This window comes from Chloracidobacterium sp., assembly GCA_016716305.1.
Classification (GTDB): Bacteria; Acidobacteriota; Blastocatellia; order Pyrinomonadales; family Pyrinomonadaceae; genus OLB17.
In genome coordinates, this window is the sequence record JADJWP010000002.1 from 2,919,980 (window position 1) to 2,938,797 (window position 18,818).

Annotated in this window: 17 protein-coding genes; 11 read left to right on the top strand and 6 right to left on the bottom strand. The window is 56.1% G+C overall.

Features of this window, described 5'->3' with window-relative positions; translation table 11 throughout:
- Positions 1-3: 3 nt before the first annotated feature.
- On the bottom strand, positions 4-1,161 hold the full coding sequence (locus IPM28_15315; GenBank protein MBK9174351.1) for a deoxyribodipyrimidine photolyase: 1,158 nt from the start codon (positions 1,159-1,161) through the stop codon (positions 4-6).
- Between the two features lie 120 nt (positions 1,162-1,281).
- Here IPM28_15315 and IPM28_15320 point away from each other — a divergent pair, with 120 nt between their 5' ends.
- The 7 genes from IPM28_15320 (at position 1,282) to tmk (ending at position 10,292) form a co-directional block, all read left to right on the top strand.
- Entirely contained in the window at positions 1,282-3,609 is a 2,328-nt protein-coding gene (locus IPM28_15320) for a SpoIID/LytB domain-containing protein (protein MBK9174352.1), read from the top strand.
- 100 nt (positions 3,610-3,709) lie between these two features.
- On the top strand, positions 3,710-6,694 hold the full coding sequence (locus IPM28_15325) for a diguanylate cyclase (GenBank protein ID MBK9174353.1): 2,985 nt from the start codon (positions 3,710-3,712) through the stop codon (positions 6,692-6,694).
- Positions 6,695-6,775: 81 nt separating this feature from the next.
- Positions 6,776-7,372, top strand: coding sequence for an NAAT family transporter (locus tag IPM28_15330; GenBank protein MBK9174354.1), 597 nt, complete (start codon positions 6,776-6,778; stop codon positions 7,370-7,372).
- On the top strand, positions 7,365-8,213 hold the full coding sequence (locus IPM28_15335; GenBank protein MBK9174355.1) for a type II restriction endonuclease: 849 nt from the start codon (positions 7,365-7,367) through the stop codon (positions 8,211-8,213). Before IPM28_15330 ends, IPM28_15335 begins: the two co-directional genes overlap by 8 nt.
- A gap of 162 nt (positions 8,214-8,375) precedes the next feature.
- Entirely contained in the window at positions 8,376-9,320 is a 945-nt protein-coding gene (gene miaA / locus IPM28_15340; protein MBK9174356.1) for a tRNA (adenosine(37)-N6)-dimethylallyltransferase MiaA, read from the top strand.
- 101 nt (positions 9,321-9,421) lie between these two features.
- Complete coding sequence (gene hfq, locus IPM28_15345) at positions 9,422-9,649, top strand: RNA chaperone Hfq (protein MBK9174357.1); 228 nt, start codon at positions 9,422-9,424, stop codon at positions 9,647-9,649.
- Positions 9,567-10,292 (top strand): dTMP kinase, encoded by a 726-nt coding sequence (gene tmk / locus IPM28_15350; GenBank protein MBK9174358.1) that lies wholly within the window; start codon positions 9,567-9,569, stop codon positions 10,290-10,292. Before hfq ends, tmk begins: the two co-directional genes overlap by 83 nt.
- A gap of 18 nt (positions 10,293-10,310) precedes the next feature.
- Here tmk and IPM28_15355 read toward each other — a convergent pair whose 3' ends face one another.
- From IPM28_15355 to IPM28_15370, 4 genes are read right to left on the bottom strand one after another with little or no spacing between them, the layout of a single operon-like run.
- Positions 10,311-10,760, bottom strand: a complete 450-nt coding sequence (locus IPM28_15355) for a DMT family transporter (protein MBK9174359.1) — start codon at positions 10,758-10,760, stop codon at positions 10,311-10,313.
- Positions 10,761-10,766: 6 nt separating this feature from the next.
- Positions 10,767-11,243, bottom strand: a complete 477-nt coding sequence (locus tag IPM28_15360; GenBank protein MBK9174360.1) for a nucleoside deaminase — start codon at positions 11,241-11,243, stop codon at positions 10,767-10,769.
- Positions 11,244-12,071, bottom strand: coding sequence for a glutaminyl-peptide cyclotransferase (locus IPM28_15365; GenBank protein MBK9174361.1), 828 nt, complete (start codon positions 12,069-12,071; stop codon positions 11,244-11,246).
- Between the two features lie 22 nt (positions 12,072-12,093).
- A complete protein-coding gene (locus tag IPM28_15370) occupies positions 12,094-13,428 on the bottom strand; it encodes a thioredoxin domain-containing protein (GenBank protein MBK9174362.1) in 1,335 nt (444 codons plus the stop codon).
- A 104-nt stretch (positions 13,429-13,532) separates the two neighbouring features.
- Here IPM28_15370 and IPM28_15375 point away from each other — a divergent pair, with 104 nt between their 5' ends.
- Complete coding sequence (locus IPM28_15375; protein MBK9174363.1) at positions 13,533-13,892, top strand: VOC family protein; 360 nt, start codon at positions 13,533-13,535, stop codon at positions 13,890-13,892.
- Here IPM28_15375 and IPM28_15380 read toward each other — a convergent pair.
- Positions 13,862-15,232: a cytochrome P450 gene (locus tag IPM28_15380; protein MBK9174364.1), complete on the bottom strand. Its 1,371-nt coding sequence runs from the start codon at positions 15,230-15,232 to the stop codon at positions 13,862-13,864. The two genes, IPM28_15375 and IPM28_15380, sit on opposite strands and share 31 nt — an antisense overlap.
- Before the next feature lie 55 nt (positions 15,233-15,287).
- Between IPM28_15380 and IPM28_15385 the strand changes: the two genes are divergently transcribed.
- From IPM28_15385 to IPM28_15395, 3 genes are all read left to right on the top strand, one after another.
- Positions 15,288-16,448, top strand: a complete 1,161-nt coding sequence (locus IPM28_15385; protein ID MBK9174365.1) for a pyridoxal phosphate-dependent aminotransferase — start codon at positions 15,288-15,290, stop codon at positions 16,446-16,448.
- Between the two features lie 13 nt (positions 16,449-16,461).
- A complete protein-coding gene (locus IPM28_15390; protein ID MBK9174366.1) occupies positions 16,462-18,531 on the top strand; it encodes a S46 family peptidase in 2,070 nt (689 codons plus the stop codon).
- 90 nt (positions 18,532-18,621) lie between these two features.
- On the top strand, positions 18,622-18,771 hold the full coding sequence (locus tag IPM28_15395) for a hypothetical protein (protein ID MBK9174367.1): 150 nt from the start codon (positions 18,622-18,624) through the stop codon (positions 18,769-18,771).
- The last annotated feature ends 47 nt before the right edge of the window (positions 18,772-18,818 follow it).

Below are 18,818 nucleotides of genomic sequence, written 5' to 3' on the forward strand. Positions count from 1 at the left end.
GATCTAAAGATCGAGGCTGAGCTGTGAGCCTTTCAGCTCGATCTCACATTTTTTCCAAAAGCCAAAGAAAGATGGGTAATAACCCGTCGCCGAGAACATCCAATCGCGGCTTTCCTCGGTGCCGGTATAGTGTCGGTTCAACGGATGCTCTTTGTAATAGATCTCCCCGCCTCCGAGAATTTCCTTCAGCTCGGAAAATTCGCCGACAAATATTTGCAGACCCGAAATGTACCTCCCGAGAGCGAGAATGAACTCGAGCACGTTGGCGGCGATCGGATACGCGGCAAAGTGCGAGGGTTCGAGCAGCAGGACCCGATTGTATCCGGTCTCGATCTTCCACGTCGGGTCAAGATTGTACGAATTGTAGATCAGGGTCGGCAGTAATGGGTCGAGCGTAACATCGACGCGTTCGGGTAGGACGGTCGTCAGCGTGGGGGTGATCGTCTGCTGGAGGACTGCCGGAACGGGCAACGATCCAAACTCGTCATAGGCAACATCGAGAAAGGTTTCGGACTGCGATGTATAACAGTGGCGATCGACGTTTGCCTGATCGGCGAAATACTTTTTGGTGCTGGCCGCCCCGGCGACCCATTGCCAGCTGATAGCGTTGCTGGCCCAATCGCCATCGAGCAGGTGGTAATACATCCAGCGGGCGGGCGTCAGCCAATGGCTGCGGCCGATATTGCATGTGATAGATGCCGTATACATTCGAATGTGATTGTGCATATAGCCGGTCGAGTACAGCGAGCGGATCGCCGCGTCAACGGCATCTATACCCGTCTCGGCGGAGATCACCGACCCGGGCATTCGGTGATTCGCGACATTCGCCTGTGGATGGCGGAGATCGGAGTTGATGGCATCACCCTTAGCTTGCCAGACCCTCTGATAATAATCGCGCCAGGCGAGTTCCTTAATGAACTTCTCGATCTGATATGGTTCGAAACCGCGTGCGAGGGTCCGGTCAAGGACGAATCTTGTCGAAATGACACCCCGGGAAATGTAAGGCGAGAGCCGCGTGACGGCTCCGTCGGTGAAATTGCGAGTGCGTCCATAGCCGATCGGATCGATCTCATCGACACGCTGAATTATCGACGCAAGATCGGTCGGGAATAATGACTCGCGCTGAAATGCCCGGTGATGTGACGAGTAAGATGTGTTCATAGCAGCAGAACCGTGTAAACTCGTGTTCGACGCTTATGCTTGTGTGGTTTCGCCAGGCGACATAAGTCACCGACCGACTTTCGCGAAGCCATCGCTCCAAAATCTGTTATTATCATCTTTGTGCGAGTTCGACCATTTTTCACCGCCTTTCTTTTTGCTCTCATTATTTCGCTCCCGACGGACGCCGGTTTACCTCTGATTCCGCTGCTCCCGGCCGAACCGGTAATACGTATCGGCTTGCTGACGAACACATCGTCCGTAACCATCACCACGCCCGATTCTCAGCTTGTCGCGCGATCACCCGAAGAACCCGATCGGCTTTTGGCAACAAACCGTGTGACGGTTTCGGCCCGTGCTTACAGGCCTGACGTCGTGGATCAGTACATTTTCGAGATCAAGGACATAGCTACGTCCGCCGAAGCGAATGAGATCGCCGCCGAGGTTCGCGAGGCAACCGGCCAAAGCGCGCTTGCAAGCATCGACGCAAAGACGAACACCTGGAAGGTCTGGATCGGCGAGCCGAAGGAATCGAAGGAAGAAGCAGATGCATTCAAAGCCGCACTTGCCGAACGTGGTTTTGAGGACGTTGTTGTAACGATAGAAAAGAAGACGGTACATTCGCCCGACGCGGTCGCACTTTCTCAGCAGGTCAGGACGGCGGGCCGATCGCAGGTCCGAAGCCTTATCCGCTCGACGGGTTCGGCGCAGCCGGCGGCCGGCACCGACATCGTCGTTCCCGGACTTCGCGAAGTGATAGTCAACGGCCCGAGCGAAGCCGCAAAATATACTTCGTTGAAATCGGTCTCTTTCGGGTCGTTCGACGAGCGGGCAAATCCGGTCAGGCTGAACGGCAAAGCGTATCGCGGGAAGATCGAGGTCTTCGTCAATGCAAAAGGAGCACTGACGGTGGTAAATGCGGTTCCGCTCGAAGATTATCTGTTGGGCGTGGTGCCGGCCGAACTCTCGCTGCCGAGCCTCGAGGCGCAAAAGGCGCAGGCCGTCGCCGCCCGGACGTATGCGGTAGCGAACATCAACGGGTTTGCGACCCAGGGATTTGATATGCGGCCCGACGTCTGGTCGCAGGTCTACAAAGGTGTCGCGATCGAGACGCAGATGGGGACACGGGCCGTTCGCGAGACCGCCGGAATGATCGCGACCCACAACGGCAAGCCGATAATGGCCTACTTTACTTCGACGTGCGGCGGTCGGACCGAAAACTCTGAGAATATCTTCGATCACGCCGAGCCGTATCTCCGCGGTGTCGAATGCTCGCTCGAAGGCCGCAGGCATTTCGATCCGTTCATCGTGAAGACGGTTCGGACGCCGGCAAAGCTTCGTGACGAAGCAAATCTCGAACTCGTGAGACTGGTCTCGATGCTTTCGGTGAATGGGTTTGCCCTGGCCACCGACCAGATCAGCGACGAGTGGCTCGAGGACGCTCCGACGGCTCCGGAGCTTTCGAATTGGTTGAACAATCTTGCCGGCAAATTCGGAAAAACGTTTCCGAATGTCACGCGCGAAACGGCAAAGCCGATCGAGCTGGCAGCCCTGCTGGCAAGTTTTATCTATGTGCCGGGTGCGCCCGACACGCTGCTGAGCGATTCTGACATAAATTACCATCTTGCTTTTGACGATGCATCGCAGATACCGATGAACCGGCGTGCCGAATTGGCAATGCTGCTCCGCGACGGTTACTTTACCCTCCGGCCTGATCTCACACTTCAGCCGAACCGTCCGTTCTCGCGCGCAGCCATGTTGCGATTGATAAGGCAGATCTACGAAAAGAAAAAATGGATGCCGCAGCTCCAGATCGCGGCTGCGAGGCCGTCGGTCGACGGCAAGCTGGTGGTTCGCGCAGGCAAGACCGATCGTCCGTTAACGGTCCGGCCCGATGTGTTCCTTTTCAGGCAATTCGGCGGCGGGATGTATCAGGTAAAAGAAGCAGCCCTTGTCGGCGGCGAAGAAGTGCGTTACCAAACGGACGCGACCGGCTCGGTCTCGTTCCTCGAGATAGTCCCGACAGCGATGCCGACAGTTGCCGAAAATATGTCGCCCTTCACCAACTGGTCGCAATCGCTCTCGGCCGGAGCTGTCCAGCAGCGTCTGTCGCGTTACGTTCGGGGTATCGGCACGCTTTACGACGTGAACATAAAGTCGAAGGGTTATTCGCGTCGGGCGACCGAAATAGAGATCGTCGGGTCGAACGGCGTAAAGACCCTGAAAGGAGGCAAGATCCGCTCGGCATTGCGGCTTCGCGAACAATTGTTCGTGATCAACAAGCGTTATTCGGGCGATCAGGTGACGAGCTACACCTTTACCGGGCGCGGTTGGGGCCACGGCGTCGGGATGTGTCAATACGGAGCATTCGGCTTGGCAAAAATGGGCGTTAAATTCGACGACATCATTCGCCACTATTACACCGGTGTCGAGGTGACGAAGGCATATTGATTCACGGCGGACCCAACAATTTGCTATTGACGCCAGCACCACAAACATTGTTTAATTGATTAGACCCGTTGGGGTTACCTACCTTCCCGAATCCTCACTGATGAATTTCCCCAAGCTCATCTTGATCAGTGTTTGTCTGCTTTTCGTTTTGGCAGATTCAGCCAGGGCGCGCGAACACTACCGGTTTGACACATGGTCGACCGATAACGGCCTGCCGCAGAATGGCGTACGTCGGATCACACAGACTCCGGACGGCTACCTCTGGTTTACGACCTTTGACGGGCTGGTACGATTTGACGGAGTGCAGTTCACCACGTTCAACAAAAGCAATACCAAAGGGATAATCAACAATCGATTTACCCACGTCTTCAGCGACACGGACGGAACGCTTTATGCGACGACGATGGAAGATGGGATATTGACCATCGTCCGAGAAGGCGTTTTCTCGTCCTACACGTCCGATCAGATCCCCGGTCATTACATTGACCGGATCGAAAAGGACGCCGACGGAAAGCTTCGGTTCCTCGTAGAGGACGACGACCGCACTTCAAAAAGCTGGTACGAGTTGGCTGAAGGCCAGTTTCGTTATATCGAAAAGCAGGTAAAGGCTGAGCCGACGCGAACGGCCACGGGGCCCGACGGAACGGTCTGGAAATTGAACGCCGAAGGCATTACGCGGACCAGCGACGGATCCGAATCGTCGATCGCGATGGATCTTGCTGACAAAATGGGCAGCGTCAGTACGTTCGTCGATTCGACAGGCGCATTGTGGGTCGGCGAGAACCGAATACACCGGATAACCAGAGAAGGCATCCGAACCTTTGGCGAGGCTGACGGCCTGCCGGCGAACGTCGTCTATCACAAATTTTGGGAAGAGGCCGACGGCAGCATCTGGGCGATGAGCGGCGGTTCATCTAATCCGGGCGTTGGCCTCGTCCAGATACGCGACGAAAGGACATATGTCTGGGGAACCGAACACGGGCTCGCGAGCACATCGGTTCACAGCATCTTTCGTGACCGCGAGGGCAACGTCTGGCTTGCGACCGACAAGGGCCTGAGCCGGCGGCGAAAGCAGATCATTCAAGGCTTCTCGACAAAAGATGGCATCGATCATTCAGAGATATATCCGATGATGCGCGATCGCGACGGAAATATCTGGATCGGATCGACCAAGGGTCTGAGCATCTGGCGAAACGGCAAATTCGAGCCTGTCGAGATGCAGCCGCCTGAACCCGGAACGCCGGTGAATCGGACGTGGCGCGCAGGCAAAATGTCGGTCCAATCACTTTGGCAGGATCCGAAGGGAAAGATCTGGGCCGGCCTCAACGGCGGAATATTCACCATCGAAAACGGGAAGGCAGAAATACTCCTTGACGGATCGCACGTGTTCGCGATAAGGGGCGACCGTTCAGGCAACGTTTGGGCGGCGACGAACAAAGGGCTGCTGCGATTTAACAACTATCAAATAACTGCTCGCTATGCGACCGGCGAAGGGTTGCCGAACGAATTCATGACGTTCATTTTCGAGGATTCGAAAGGAGGACTTTGGTTCGGCGGCTACGGAGGGCTGAGCAAGTTCGAGAACGGGACATTCGTCAATTACACGACCCGCAACGGACTGACCGGAAACTACGTCAGGACCATTTACGAGGATTCCGACGGTACGCTCTGGATCGGAACTTACGACGAGGGAATGAGCCGTTTCAAAGACGGACGGTTCGTGAACTTTCGCGAGGAGAACGGCCTGTTCAACAGCGGTGTCTTTGCGATCGAAGAGGACGATGCGGGTTATTTTTGGATAAGTTCGAATCGCGGGATCTACCGCGTGAACAAGGATGAGCTCAATGCATTCGCCGAAGGCCGGGCGGCCAAGATCAACAGCGTCGGCTACGGGAAAGAGGACGGAATGCTATCGACCGAATGCAACGGCGGACGCCAGCCCGCAAGCCTTCGTGATCACGAGGGCCGATTCTGGTTCCCGACGCAGGACGGCGTGGCGATCGTCGATCCGCGGGTCGAGCGGCCAAATCCGCTCCCGCCTTCGGTCGTTATCGAAGATCTTCTGATCGAACGCGAAAGTCGGCCGTTCCGTGCAGGTGCGACCGTCGAACCCGGCAGCAAGGACATCGAGATACGCTTTACGGGCATCAGCCTGATCAAGTCCGACCAGATCAAGTTCAAATACAAGCTCGAGGGCCACGATGCAGACTGGAAGGATGCGGGGACACGGCGAACCGCACATTACTCGTACCTTCCGCCGGGCACCTACAATTTTCGCGTCATGGCGGCGAACAGCGACGGCGTATGGAGCGAACAGGGAGCCGGAATGGCGATCGAGCTTCAGCCGCACTTCTATCAGACCCGGCTGTTCGTTTTCTCGTGCATTTTTGCCGCGGCGATCATTTTGCTGATCGTATGGAAGACAAGCGTGCATCAGCTTGAGGCACGAGAGCGCAAACTCGAGCGGCTCGTAGCCGAGCGGACCTCGGAACTCGCCGAAGCCAATGAGGCCTTAAAGACACTTGCGAATTCGGACGGGCTGACAAAGATCGGGAACCGCCGCCGTTTTGAGAGCTTCCTTTCCGACGAATGGCATCGCGCCGTGCGCTTCAGGACAGAGATCTCACTGGTCCTTATCGACATCGATCATTTCAAACAGTACAACGACACGTATGGCCATCAGGCAGGCGACGAATGTCTGCAAAAGGTCGCCGAAAGCCTTGCCGAGACGATCAAACGCCCGACCGACCTTGTGGCTCGATTTGGCGGCGAAGAGTTTGCGATCATTCTCGGCGGAACTGATGCGGCAGGAGCGTTAACGATAACCGAGCAGGGAATCGACAACATAAAGCAGCTGAATATCCCGCACGACGGTTCAGAGACCGGGTCGACGCTGACGGTGAGCGCCGGTATCGCGACGATGATGCCGAAACTCGATTCGTCAGAGACCGACCTGATCAAGGCGGCCGACCGGGCATTGTATTGCGCGAAAAAGAATGGCCGAAACCGGATCTATGTTAACGACCATTTCTCCGGCACCCCGATAAATGCCGTCGTTCTTGATCAAGAGATCTTTGAGACGTGAAATGCCGCCGGCATCGCTGAGCCGTCAGCGACGAGAGGGTCGTGATGGTCGCCGGATCAAAATTCGGCTACAATCGTCGGCATGACGACGCTCTCAGCCGCACTGCTTTTGTTTTTGGTGATGGATCCGCTCGGAAATATCCCGCTGTTCATGACCACGCTGAAAAAGGTCGAGGCCGGACGGCAGCGGTTCGTGGTCGTCCGCGAATTGATGATCGCGTTCGGCGTGCTCGTTGCGTTTCTGTTCCTGGGTCAATATCTCCTTCAACTGCTGCACCTTTCAGAGACGGCTTTGACGACTGCGGGCGGCATCATTCTAATGATCATCGCGCTAAAGATGATCTTTCCGAGACGCGACGCTTCGCTCCAGGAAGATGTCGAGGGCGAACCTTTCATCGTACCGCTCGCGATCCCGTATGTTGCAGGGCCGTCGGCGATGGCGACCGCCCTTTTGCTCATGAGCCGCGAGCCGGGCCGATGGCCTGAGTGGCTATTGGCGGTTTTCATTGCCTGGCTCGCTTCGGCGGTGATCATCTATTTTTCGAGTTATTTTGCAAGATTTCTCGGTGAGAAAGGTCTGGTTGCGATCGAGCGACTGATGGGTATGCTTTTGATAACGGTCGCAGTACAGATGCTCCTCAACGGCATCGGTGAATTTGTGGCGAAGACCAATGGTTAGCTTGCCAAGTTCGCTTGGGTCGATCTCAAAAATGCGCAAAGTCGTCCTCTTTTTTCTCCTTTTCGCCCATCTCTTTCCCGGCGATGCCGCGGCTCAGACGGGGGCAGCAGCCGAGGTTCGCGGATCGATGACGGCCAAGGGCGGATTCAGGAATGAGGACGAGATCCGCGACAAATTCAATAATTGGCGTACGGACGCCGACGCGCGAGCCTGGCTCGAGACAATGGGGTTCGCCGCCGGTTCGATCTTGGGCGTGTCTGCCGAGAAACCGCACGGCGACAAGGCCGATGTGATCGTCAACGTCCGGACGAACAAAGGCGAATCGAAGCAAGGCATCTCCATAAAGCTCGTGAGCAGCCCGACCGGATTTAACCAGGTAGATAAGCGATGGCTCAGGCAGTATGCGGCAATGTGGGGAATGCCCGCGATTGTCGTCAAAGCGCTACGGTTATTTTCTGGCGAGGAGAGGCCGGTCGGGAGGTCGCGCCGCCCGGACCGAATGTTCCTAAACGAATTCGACAAGGATACGCAGGCACAGGTGGTCGGGTTCTTTGAGGCCAACAGGTCGGCGATCATTGCGGACCTGATCGAGGGCGACGGTGAGAACAAAGCCGAGTGGTTCATGGTCGCGATGAAGTGGCAGAATAAGACGCAGTGGATCCTGCGACCGGTCAGCGAAGCGATCGGGTTCTTTGGTGGCGGGAATGTCGAGATAACCCGCAGCGGCAATCTGAGAATAGGCCGCATAACAATGCAGCGAAAAGGCGGCGATGGAGGTCGCGAAACTGCGAAGATGCTGCAATTCAAGCTGAACCCGGCACTTCTTTTCGAAGCCAAATGAGGTTTTCGAGGCAGCAATTGATCGGAGCGATCATTTTTTTGTGTTTGATCGCGGTTGCGGCATTGGTCAGGTTTCTGTACTGACCGGCGGGGAACGAAGTCTATTTCATCGCAAGACCATTGCCCGCAACCGTCTCGCGTCTAATGGTGGTCTGGTCAGATCGTGGAATCTCTACCTGATAAAAAGCCGATCTATGCTATTTCGGGCCCGACGGCATCGGGCAAGACCGCTCTTGGTGTCCGGCTGGCGAGGGCGGTCGGCGGCGAGGTAATAAACTTCGATTCGGTCCAGATATATAAAGGCATCGAGATCGCTACGGCAAAGCCCTCAGAAGAAGAAATGCAGGGCATTCCGCACCATTTGATCGGTTACGTCGATCCGAACATCAACTACACCGCGGCCGATTGGGCGCGAGACGCGGCGGCCGTGATCGGGGATATCGAAACGCGGAAGCGAATTCCGATCCTTGTAGGCGGCACGGGCTTTTATCTCCGGACGCTCCGCCAGCCGCTTTTCGAGAGCCCGCCAACCGACATCAAGATCCGAGAACGACTGAGATCGGCAAGAGAACGCCGAGGGGCCGAGTATTTGCACCGGATGCTCGCCCGCGTCGATCCGAAGGCTGCGGCCTCGCTTTTTCCGCGCGATTATGTACGCGTGATGCGCGCTCTCGAGGTCTATTTTCAGACCGGCCAGCGAATATCGGAAAAACAGCCGGAACGCGCCGAACCGCCCGAATTTGCTTCGCGGATACGGCTATTTGTACTCGATCCGCCGCGTGAACAACTTTACGGAAAGATCGATCGGAGGACCGAGGGGCACTATCAAGCCGGCCTCATCACCGAAGTGAAACAAATCAGAACGGCGGGCGTAAAAGATGATAGTAATGCACTTGGCTCGCACAGCTACCGGAGGGTTTGCGAGTATCTGCGTGGCGAACGGACACTCGAATCGGCGATCGAAAGATCGAAACAGGACGTTCGAAATTATGCAAAGAGGCAATTGACGTGGTTTCGACGCGAAACGGACGTCGTGTGGCTCAAGGGGTTTGGTGACGATCCGGAGGTCGCCGCGTCGCTTTTTGCGGCGATAAATGCACGAAATTGAATAAGTTACGGTTTTTTTTGAGTGAGACGTATCATTTCAGTCCACATCTGTTATAATCATCGCCGTTAGCCCTGATACCAAGAGGATCAAGAACAGGTTTTATGGATAAACCAGCTGCCCAGAATATACAGGATGCGTTTCTCAATTCGGCCAGGCGAGAGCGTTCCACGGTTGTCATAAATCTGCTTCACGGAGCGGCTCTCGCGGGCAGGATAAAGAGTTTCGACAAGTTTTCAGTGCTGATGGATGTCGGCGGACAGGATTATCTGGTCTTCAAGCACGGCATATCTTCGATCGCACAGGAGCGAAAGGCAGAAGCAGCACAGTAAGGTATTGCAAGGTAAATTCATCACTTTCGAGGGAATTGACGGAAGCGGCAAGTCCACTCAGCTTCGTATGCTCACGGGTGACCTGCGCGCCCGAGGACTCGACGTGATCACCACGATGGAACCGGGCGGGACCCCGCTTGGGCGACGTCTGCGCGAAGCGTTTCTTGAGACCGAAGAAAATGTCGCTCCGATCGCCGAGTTGCTGCTTTTTGCGGCTGACCGCGCCCAGCACGTCGAATTATTGGTAAAGCCGGCATTGGAACAGGGCCGGATAGTTATATCCGATCGATACGCTGATGCTACGTTCGCATATCAGGGAGCGGGCCGCGGCTTTGATGAGAAAACGGTCAGCAGCGTGATAAAGCTTGCGACGGGCGGATTAAAACCTGACCTTACTCTTTTCTTTGATATAGCGGTCGAAAGGGCGATCCAGCGGACAAATTCGCGGGACGGCAACGGCGGTCCACGCAATCGCATGGATCTCGAAACGGCCGAATTCTATACTGAGGTCCGCAAAGCTTACCTGCGGATCGCCGAGAAGGAACCAAAACGCTTTAAGGTGATCGATGCCAACGGCTCGCTTGAAGAGACGCATCGGAAAGTGAACGAGATCATCGGGACATTTCTGGACGCGAAGAACTGATATTCCCGACAGCCGCTGTCAGTACTTCCTGACAAGGATCACACCTGCCGTGATCAACAAAATTCCCCCAAATCGAGCAAAGGTCACCTCGCGGACCGGCACGCCCAACAGCCCAAAGTGATCCATTACAACGCTCATCAGCATCTGGCCCGCGATGATAAGGCTGACGGTCATTGCGACGCCGAGCTTTGGTAAGAGGATTATCGAAACGGCCACAAAGAACGCTCCGAGCAAACCGCCGACCCAGGCGACCGGCGGTGCGTTTCGCGCCTCCGCCGCGTTCGCCAGCGGGACACCAGCGATGATGATATAGGTGAGCAGAGCAAGCGTCCCGACGCAAAAAGACAAAAGCGCCGAAAGGAGCGGACTGCCGACCGAATCAGCCAGCTTTGAATTCACACCTACCTGAAGCGGCAAAACTGCACCGACAAGCAAGGCGATCGCGATAAGAATATATTGATTCGACAATTTTGATCAGTACTCCACTTTGTCGGGTTTAGCGATCCATTCGTCAAATACCGCAACGCCCGCTTCGCGAAGCCTTTGCTCTATCGGTACCCGGCGGACATCGGGGTTCGCGGCAAGTTCGTCATAGATATAAGCATCGTCAAAACCGGCACGGGCGGCATCGTGACGGTCGCATGCGATATAGATCCGGTCGGCACGCGACCAGTAGATCGCGGCAAGGCACATCGGGCAGGGCTCGCACGAGGCATAGACGATACAGCCTTCGAGCTGAAAGTCGTTCAGCGACCTGCAGGCCTCGCGGATAGCTACGATCTCGGCGTGGGCCGTCGGGTCGTTTGATGACGTGACGCGGTTGTTTCCTTCGCCGATTATCTCGCCGTTCCTGACGATCACCGAGCCGAACGGGCCGCCCTGATCGGCCTCCATTCCGCGGCGGGCAAGCTCGATCGCCCGCTTCATGAACCTCTCTTCGAACGCTGTCATTTATTGTTTCGGCTTGATCTTGATCTCGAAGAGCCTTCGCCACATCTTCCCGGTCACGAACAGGCGATCTCCGGCCTCGTCATAGGCGATCCCGTTAAGGACGTCGGCACGCCTATTCTCTTTGGTCTCGCTCTCGACGATGTCTCGGAGGTCAATCCTGCCAAGCAACTTACCGTTCGCCGGATCGATACGCATTATCTCGTCGCTCTGCCAGACGTTGGCCCATATCTCGCCTTTCACCCATTCGAGTTCGTTCAACTGCATCAGCGGCCGTCCGCGTTCGTCGTTGACGACGATCGTGCGTTTGGTCTTGAACGTCTCAGGGTCGATGACGCGGATCACATGGGTTCCGTCGGACATATAAAGGTCGGTGCCGTCTTCGGTCAGCCCCCAGCCTTCACCAGAATATCGAAATTCCTGAATGGGTTTGAAGCCTTTGATGTCGTAAACGAATGCCGTTCCTTCGCGCCAGGTCAGCTGATAGATCTTTCCGTTGAGCAATGCGATGCCCTCACCGAAATACTGCGGTGCGAGACTATGGCGTTCGAGGACCTTGCCGGTGGTGATCTCGACCTTGCGAAGCGAAGAAAAGAAATCGTCCTTTTTACTCTCGGTCTGTTGTCCGCCGGTGCCTTCATAAAGGAACCCCTCATGAAAGATCAGGCCTTGCGTGAATGCCGCTGGGTCATGCGGGTATGTGTTCACAATATCGTATGTAAAAGCCGGAACGACGGCGGCGGTCTTTACGGCGGCGTTGCTGACATTGCGGTTCGGTTCCGGCGTATTGCTTGTTGTACCGCAGCCGAATGCAAGCAATGCAGTGATCATAAGCATAAATGATCGCATAATTCTATTTCCCAAGGGCACGCTCGATGGCGCGGCGAAAACTCGGAGCGGATAGGCGGTGGACCTTCACTCCGTTCATAAAAATGGTCGGCGTACCGGCGACGCCGTACGAATCGCCGTCGGACCTGTCCTTGCGGATCTCGGCGGAAGCGGCCGGATCGGCGATATGCGCGTCAAACTTCTTGAGATCAAGCCCCGTTCGTTCGGCAAAGCCGCGAAGCGACCGAGCATCGAGCGAATCCTGATCGCGATACAACAATTCGATATAATCCCAGAATTTTCCCTGCGCGTTCGCGGCATTTGCTGCCAGCGCCGCACCGAATGCATTTTCATGGATAGATTCGAGCGGATAATCGCGGACGACGAGCCGTATTTTTCCGGGGTATTCGCCGATCACACGCTTGAGGGCCGGGTGCGCAGCGGCGCAAGCCGGACACTGAAAATCGCTGAACATCACTATCGTCACCGGTGCATCGGCCGGGCCAAACGACGGATCGTCATCGGCCGAGACGTTCACGACCAACGGAGGAGGCTCGGCAAGCAGGACCTTTGCGTTGTACTTTGCAAAGAGCTTTTTCTCGAGCCCATATTCGAGATCGATCCGTTCTTCGTCCGAAAATTCGCGCATCCGATCCGTCACCTCGGCGGCGATCACGCCGCTCGCATCGGTCTTCCGCTCCTTTGCCTCGATCTCAAGCAATGCCGAAAGCAGAGCGAGCTCGATCTCAGTTCGGGCATCTTCGTAAATATGCGCCTTTGCATCACTCAGTTCAAATCGCTTTTCCTTTTCGAACTCGCCCGCCGTGATCGCCCTGGCGCCAATTTTAGCGACAATGTCAGCCGGTTTGAGATCGGGCGAGTTTACGTCCTTGCCCATCGAAAGCAAATACTTTTGCTGAAGCGACCCGACCTTATCCTGCAAGGCCTTTTGCTCAGGTTCATTTCGAAGGAACGCGACGATCCGACCGCGTACCTCGGCGAGCGGACGGTCACCTAAAGCCGACCGATTAGCATCATAAACAGACCGAATGGCCTCGGCCGAAGGCTCGGGCACGGAAGCCTTGACCTCGGATTCGAGCGCTTCGACCGTCAGCTTGCGTGAGGCCGCCTCTGTTTCGAAAAGCAGATCGGCGAGATATGACGACAATGCCCGCGAACGCGAGGCTGCGATCGCCGACGCGATACCATCGTATGAGCGCTTCGCTTCGGCCGAAAGGCTTGCGGGCGTGATAGTAACGCCGGTGGCCGTTGCCAGGACGTCGTTGGTCTTTTGGGCGGCCGTCTGCGAAACGCAGAAAATTGCGGACGCCAGGGCTATAAGAATAAAACTTCGCTGCATCGATATTGGCAGATAGATATTAGCAAATTTCAAAGTAAGGTGTAGATCGTCAATGGCTTTGATGTTCGCCGGTCTGCTAAAATTGCCTGTCGAGGTGAATATAAATGGAAGACCTACGGTTTACCGGCAGCGTCGATCACATCGCCGTCAAATGCGACGATCTGGAACATGACGTCGAGGAGTATAAACGGCTCGGCTTCACGGTCGAAACTATCTATGAAGACTGGGCGATGGTACGCGACGCGCGTGGATTCGGCGTGGCTCTGCTGCCGCCGGGTTCCAAACACCCGCCGCACATCGGGATGCGCGTCGACACGATGGCCGAACTCGAAGCGGCTGCTGCGAAAGAAGGCAGGCCGATAAAGCTACATCGCGACGGCACTTCGTCGTTCTACACGAAAGGCGTCGGCGGCCAGATCGTCGAATTGATATATTATCCCGAAGATATTGGTGCGTCGGCCTGATCGCGCCGCTCGATCGTCATTCTCATGCCGTATCGCGGCCGCAGCGTGATCATCGGCCTGACGTCGATCTGTTGGTTCGGATCGAGAATGAATCTCCAATTGCGGGCGATCGAGGCAATAAGCAAAATACCTTCGGCCCATGCGAAACCCTCACCGATGCATCGTCGCGAACCGCCGCCGAACGGGAAGTAGATATTTCGCTGTCCGGCCTCTTTGACGCTCTGCGATTCCCATCGTTCGGGCTTGAACCGGTCAGCCTCTTCCCAAAACCTCTTGTCCCGGTGCATCACCCATTGGCTCGCCATGACCATCGAACCTACCGGGACCTTGTAACCGCCGATCTCATGTTCGGCGATCGCGAGCCTGCCTAAGGTCCACGCCGGCGGATAGAGCCGCATCGATTCTGCCAACACCGCCTCGGTGACTTTCAGATCCGGAAGGTCGCCGATCGAAGGCGGGCGGCCATCCAGCACCGAGTCCAATTCGGCGTGTAACCGAGATGCGGCATCCGGATGCTGCGACAAAAGATACCAGGTCCAGGTCAACGCATTCGCCGTCGTCTCGTGTCCGGCGAGGAATAGCGTCAGCACCTCGTCGCGAACCTGTTTGTCGGTCATCGCCGTCCCGTCGGCTTCGTCCTGCGCGGAAAGGAGCATCGAGAGCAGATCGCCTTTGTCGATGCCTGAACGGCGACGTTCGTCGATGATCGAGTACATTATCCGGTCAAGCGCATCGCGGGCGTTCCTAAAGCGCCGCGAGTGAGGCAGCGGGAGCCTCTCGAGCCACTCTGAGAAAGGCAGCATCAAAAAATTGAACAATTCGACCAGAGCGGTAAGCGCTTCGCCGATCTCGTCCGCGTCGTCATCCACGTTCGAGCTGAACAGCGTCCGGGCGACGATCTGAAGCGTCAGGTGCATCATCTCGCGATCGATGTCGCGAACCTCGCCGCTCGTCCAGCCGGCGGTCATCCGCTCGGCATATTCGACCATCGAACGCGAATAATCGGCGATGCGTGCGCGGTGAAATGCGGGCTGTATCATTCGCCGCTGGCGCAGGTGAAACTCGCTCTCGCTCGTCAGCAATCCGTCGCCGAGCAGCACCTTTGCCCTTTGAAGCGCACGCCCCTTTATGAATTTGTCGGCGTTGACCACGAGCAGGTCGCGGATCAACTCGGGATGGTTCACAAGATAGACCGGCTGACCGCCCATTCTGAAAAACGAGACATCGCCGAGCGCTGCCTGCCGGGTCAGGAAACCCGTACGGTCGCGCCAAAATTGCCGGATATGACCGCCGATCAGGCCCGAAGGCAGCGAAGGCGGATGCGAGGCGTCGGCGAACATGTTTTTCTTGACCTGCATTTAGAATTCTTACCGAAAAGCTGTTATTTTTAAGCTTATGTCAGAACCCGGAGTAAAAAAAGTCAAGCCGGATATCCGCGCGATAACCCGACTCGTTCCGCCAAGCGGCAATTTGGTGCAAGGCCAATCGGAATTACCCATCCATCCGCAATTAGCGGCCGAAGCGGCGGCGGTGATCGCAGCCAGCCAGAATCATTATGGCGGCAGCGAAGGCGACGCCAACCTGCGAAAAGCGGTCGCAGAAAAGATCGCACGTTATAACGCGATCGACGTCGATGCGGACGCGAGGCCTTTCGAATTGATGATAACGAACGGCGGGACCGGAGCGCTGATCGGGATCGCTCAGGCCTATCTTCGCGGAAGGTCGGCGCTGGTCTTCGAGCCATACTACCCCTATCACCGACGGATCCTGGAAGAATTCGGCGCGAAGAACGAGACCTTCGAACTTGATGCGAACCTCGGTTTTGAACGCGACGCCCTGCTTGCCCGCTGTAAGGAACTGGTTGGGCGGAACGAGTTTCCCCTCAAGGCGATAATAGTGTGTTCGCCTGCGAACCCGAGCGGCAAAGTAATGTCGCAAGCGGAGCTTGAGGCGATCGCCGATGTAGCAAAGGAGCTTGACCTTCTCGTCATCTCGGACGAGGTTTATGAGCATTATGTGGTGGGCGAGAATCCGCACACTCCGATCGCATCGCTGCCGGACATGCGCGAACGCACCATCACCGTAAACTCGTTTTCAAAGTCGTGGAACATCTCGGGCTGGCGTCTTGGTTACGCATTCGGGAAGGGCGAATTGATCGCACCGATCAATAACGCCGCGAACGTCATTTATGTCTGTCCGGCCACACCGCTTCAGGCGGCCCTCAGCAAAGTGCTCATGGCGGACGGCGAGTATTACACCGGTCTTCGTGACAAATTCGACGCGAAACGCCGTGCGTTCTCAGAGGGTTTGACCGAGCTTGGTTTCGATATCTACAACTCAGGCTCGGCATTCTATATTTGGGCGCGGATCCCGCAGCAATACAACGACGCTATCGCCTTTAACGAAATGCTCATGCGTGACGCGGGCGTCGGGATGACGCCGGGTTCGGCCTTTGCCGACACGGATACGTGGGACGCTCATGTGCGGATCTGCATCGCACGCGAAGATACGATACTCGAGGGAGCGATGGAGAAATTGAGAATCGCGCTCAAATAAGAAGGTGATAATTATGAAACGAATTCTCGGCCTATTCCTGATTTTGGGTCTGTTGATCAGTGTCCCGTTAAACCGCGCTGATGACGGGATGTGGACGTTCGACAATCCGCCGCTCAAACAATGGAAAGAGAAGTACGGTTTCGAACCCTCAAAAGACTGGCTCGACAAGGTGCGGCTCGCGTCGCCGAAATTCCCGGGTGCGTCAGGTGCTTTTGTCTCTCCGAACGGTTTGATCGCTACTAACCATCACGTCGCGTCATCGATCATCGCAAAGCTCTCGACCAAAGAGCGCGACCTGATGAAGACTGGTTTCTATGCCCGGACGCAGGCTGAGGAATTGAAGGCGCAGGACACCGAGATCGTTGTGCTGATGTCGTATGAGAACGTAACCGACCGCGTTCATGGCGCAGCAAAGTCGGCGGCCACCGATGCCGAAGCAGGAACGAAACGCTCGGCAGAGATAGCCAACATCGAAAAGGAATGCGGCACGTCGACCGGGCTCAACTGCATAGTCATCTCGCTTTACAGCGGCGGTGAATACTGGCTCTACCGCAACAAGCGATATACGGACATCCGGCTCGTGATGGCTCCCGAGGAGCAGGCGGCATACTTCGGCGGCGATTACGACAATTTCACCTATCCGCGCCACGACCTCGATTTCACGTTCCTGCGTGCTTACGAGAACGGACAGCCCGCAAAGACGCCGAATTTCCTGAAATGGTCGCCGACCGGCCCGAAGGACGGCGAGTTCATCGTCGTTTCCGGATATCCGGGATCGACCGCTCGCTTGCTGACCGTCGCGCAGCTCGCTTATCAGCGCGATGTGGGCAATCCGCTTCAAAAGAAGGTCTGGGAACTTCGCAGAAATGCATTGGTAAAATACTCAAAGCTCGGCGCCGAACAGATGCGTCAGGCATCGCCCGGAATGCGTTCGTTCGCGAATTCGCTAAAGCGTCTGGACGGCCAGCAGGAAGGCCTGCTGAATCCCCGCAATTTTGCCCGCAAAGAGGCGGAAGAAAAGGAACTTCGCGACAAGCTTGCAGAAAACCCCGAGCTCAACAAGCTTTATGCACCTGCCTGGGAGAATATCGCCAATGCCTATAAGGAGCTTCCGGCAATGGCAAACCGGCTGGCATTCTCGAATCTCGCGGCTTCGCGGCTGGCGACCATCGCTTCGCAGCTTGTCACCTATCACGCCGAGATCGTAAAGCCGAACGCTCAGCGTTACGCAGAATATCGCGATTCGCGTCTCGATGCGTTTCGTACCGGATTGCTTTCGCCGGCTCCGGTTTATGTCGAAATGGAAGAAGCGGCCCTTACGGCCTGGCTCGAGGACGCACTAAAGGTTTTGGGGCCGGACGATCCGTTCATCCGGGCAGCCATTGGCGACGCCGAACCGAGCGAGGTCGTCCGGCGGGCGGTCCGTGAGACCAAACTGACCGATCCGGCATCGCGAAAGGCACTGCTTGAAGGCCCGGCATCTGCGATCGAAGCATCGACCGATCCGATGGTGATGCTTGCCCGGAGAGTAGATCCGGTCGTCAGGGAATTACGGTCATGGAATGAAAAGAACATTAGCAGCGTCGAGACGGCGAACGGAACCAAGATCGCCCAAGCCCGGTTTGCGGCCTATGGCAAGACAAAACCGCCCGACGCCAATGGTCAGCTTCGTCTGCAGTTCGGCGTTGTAAAAGGATACGACGAAGATACGACGCTCGTGCCTTACAAGACCACATATTTCGGCCTTTACGACCGGGCATTGAGCTTCAACGAGATGCCACCCTACGATCTTCCGGCAAGTATCAGGAACGCACGTTCGAAAATAGACCTGGCTACGCCGCTGAATTTTGTCTACACAGCGGATACGATCGGCGGCAGTTCGGGATCACCGGTCATCAATCGCAACGGCGAACTCGTCGGGCTGAATTTCGACAGCAACCTGCAGAAGCTTTCGAACCGGTATTGGTATATCGATGAGGCTGAAGGTTCGCGTGCGGTCGGCGTGCATTCGGCGGGCATCATTGAAGCATTGCGAAAGATCTATTCGGCAGAGCCGCTCGTCGCCGAACTGCTGGCAAAATAGAACGGATCTGATACCGCGGCGGCGCGAAGGAACGAGATCATTTACAGACGCTCAAAATTCCTCGAAGTACTGCTTGCCATCCGTCAGGATATGGCACGCGAAGCCGATTACGACGTAGACCTTTACTCCGAAATGGTTCGGACAGGGCGAAAGCCTGCGTCAAAGAAAAGCTATGCCCTGATAGAAGCGCCCGAGAACGGAAAAGGAAAGGGACGAGAGCGTCGGCGAACCCAAGACTAGTGATGCCGATACCGTTTCACGGTCGCGCCGGTTGCGGGCAGTTGATG

Excerpts from the sequence above, each read along its gene's own strand:
- IPM28_15315 (MBK9174351.1), bottom strand. The coding sequence starts at position 1,161 with ATGAACACATCTTACTCGTCACATCACCGGGCATTTCAGCGCGAGTCA.
- IPM28_15325 (MBK9174353.1), top strand. The coding sequence starts at position 3,710 with ATGAATTTCCCCAAGCTCATCTTGATCAGTGTTTGTCTGCTTTTCGTT.
- IPM28_15330 (MBK9174354.1), top strand. The coding sequence starts at position 6,776 with ATGACGACGCTCTCAGCCGCACTGCTTTTGTTTTTGGTGATGGATCCG.
- IPM28_15335 (MBK9174355.1), top strand. The coding sequence starts at position 7,365 with ATGGTTAGCTTGCCAAGTTCGCTTGGGTCGATCTCAAAAATGCGCAAA.
- hfq (MBK9174357.1), top strand. The coding sequence starts at position 9,422 with ATGGATAAACCAGCTGCCCAGAATATACAGGATGCGTTTCTCAATTCG.
- tmk (MBK9174358.1), top strand. The coding sequence starts at position 9,567 with ATGTCGGCGGACAGGATTATCTGGTCTTCAAGCACGGCATATCTTCGA.
- IPM28_15360 (MBK9174360.1), bottom strand. The coding sequence starts at position 11,243 with ATGACAGCGTTCGAAGAGAGGTTCATGAAGCGGGCGATCGAGCTTGCC.
- IPM28_15365 (MBK9174361.1), bottom strand. The coding sequence starts at position 12,071 with ATGATCACTGCATTGCTTGCATTCGGCTGCGGTACAACAAGCAATACG.
- IPM28_15370 (MBK9174362.1), bottom strand. The coding sequence starts at position 13,428 with ATGCAGCGAAGTTTTATTCTTATAGCCCTGGCGTCCGCAATTTTCTGC.
- IPM28_15375 (MBK9174363.1), top strand. The coding sequence starts at position 13,533 with ATGGAAGACCTACGGTTTACCGGCAGCGTCGATCACATCGCCGTCAAA.
- IPM28_15380 (MBK9174364.1), bottom strand. The coding sequence starts at position 15,232 with ATGTTCGCCGACGCCTCGCATCCGCCTTCGCTGCCTTCGGGCCTGATC.
- IPM28_15385 (MBK9174365.1), top strand. The coding sequence starts at position 15,288 with ATGTCAGAACCCGGAGTAAAAAAAGTCAAGCCGGATATCCGCGCGATA.
- IPM28_15390 (MBK9174366.1), top strand. The coding sequence starts at position 16,462 with ATGAAACGAATTCTCGGCCTATTCCTGATTTTGGGTCTGTTGATCAGT.
- IPM28_15395 (MBK9174367.1), top strand. The coding sequence starts at position 18,622 with ATGGCACGCGAAGCCGATTACGACGTAGACCTTTACTCCGAAATGGTT.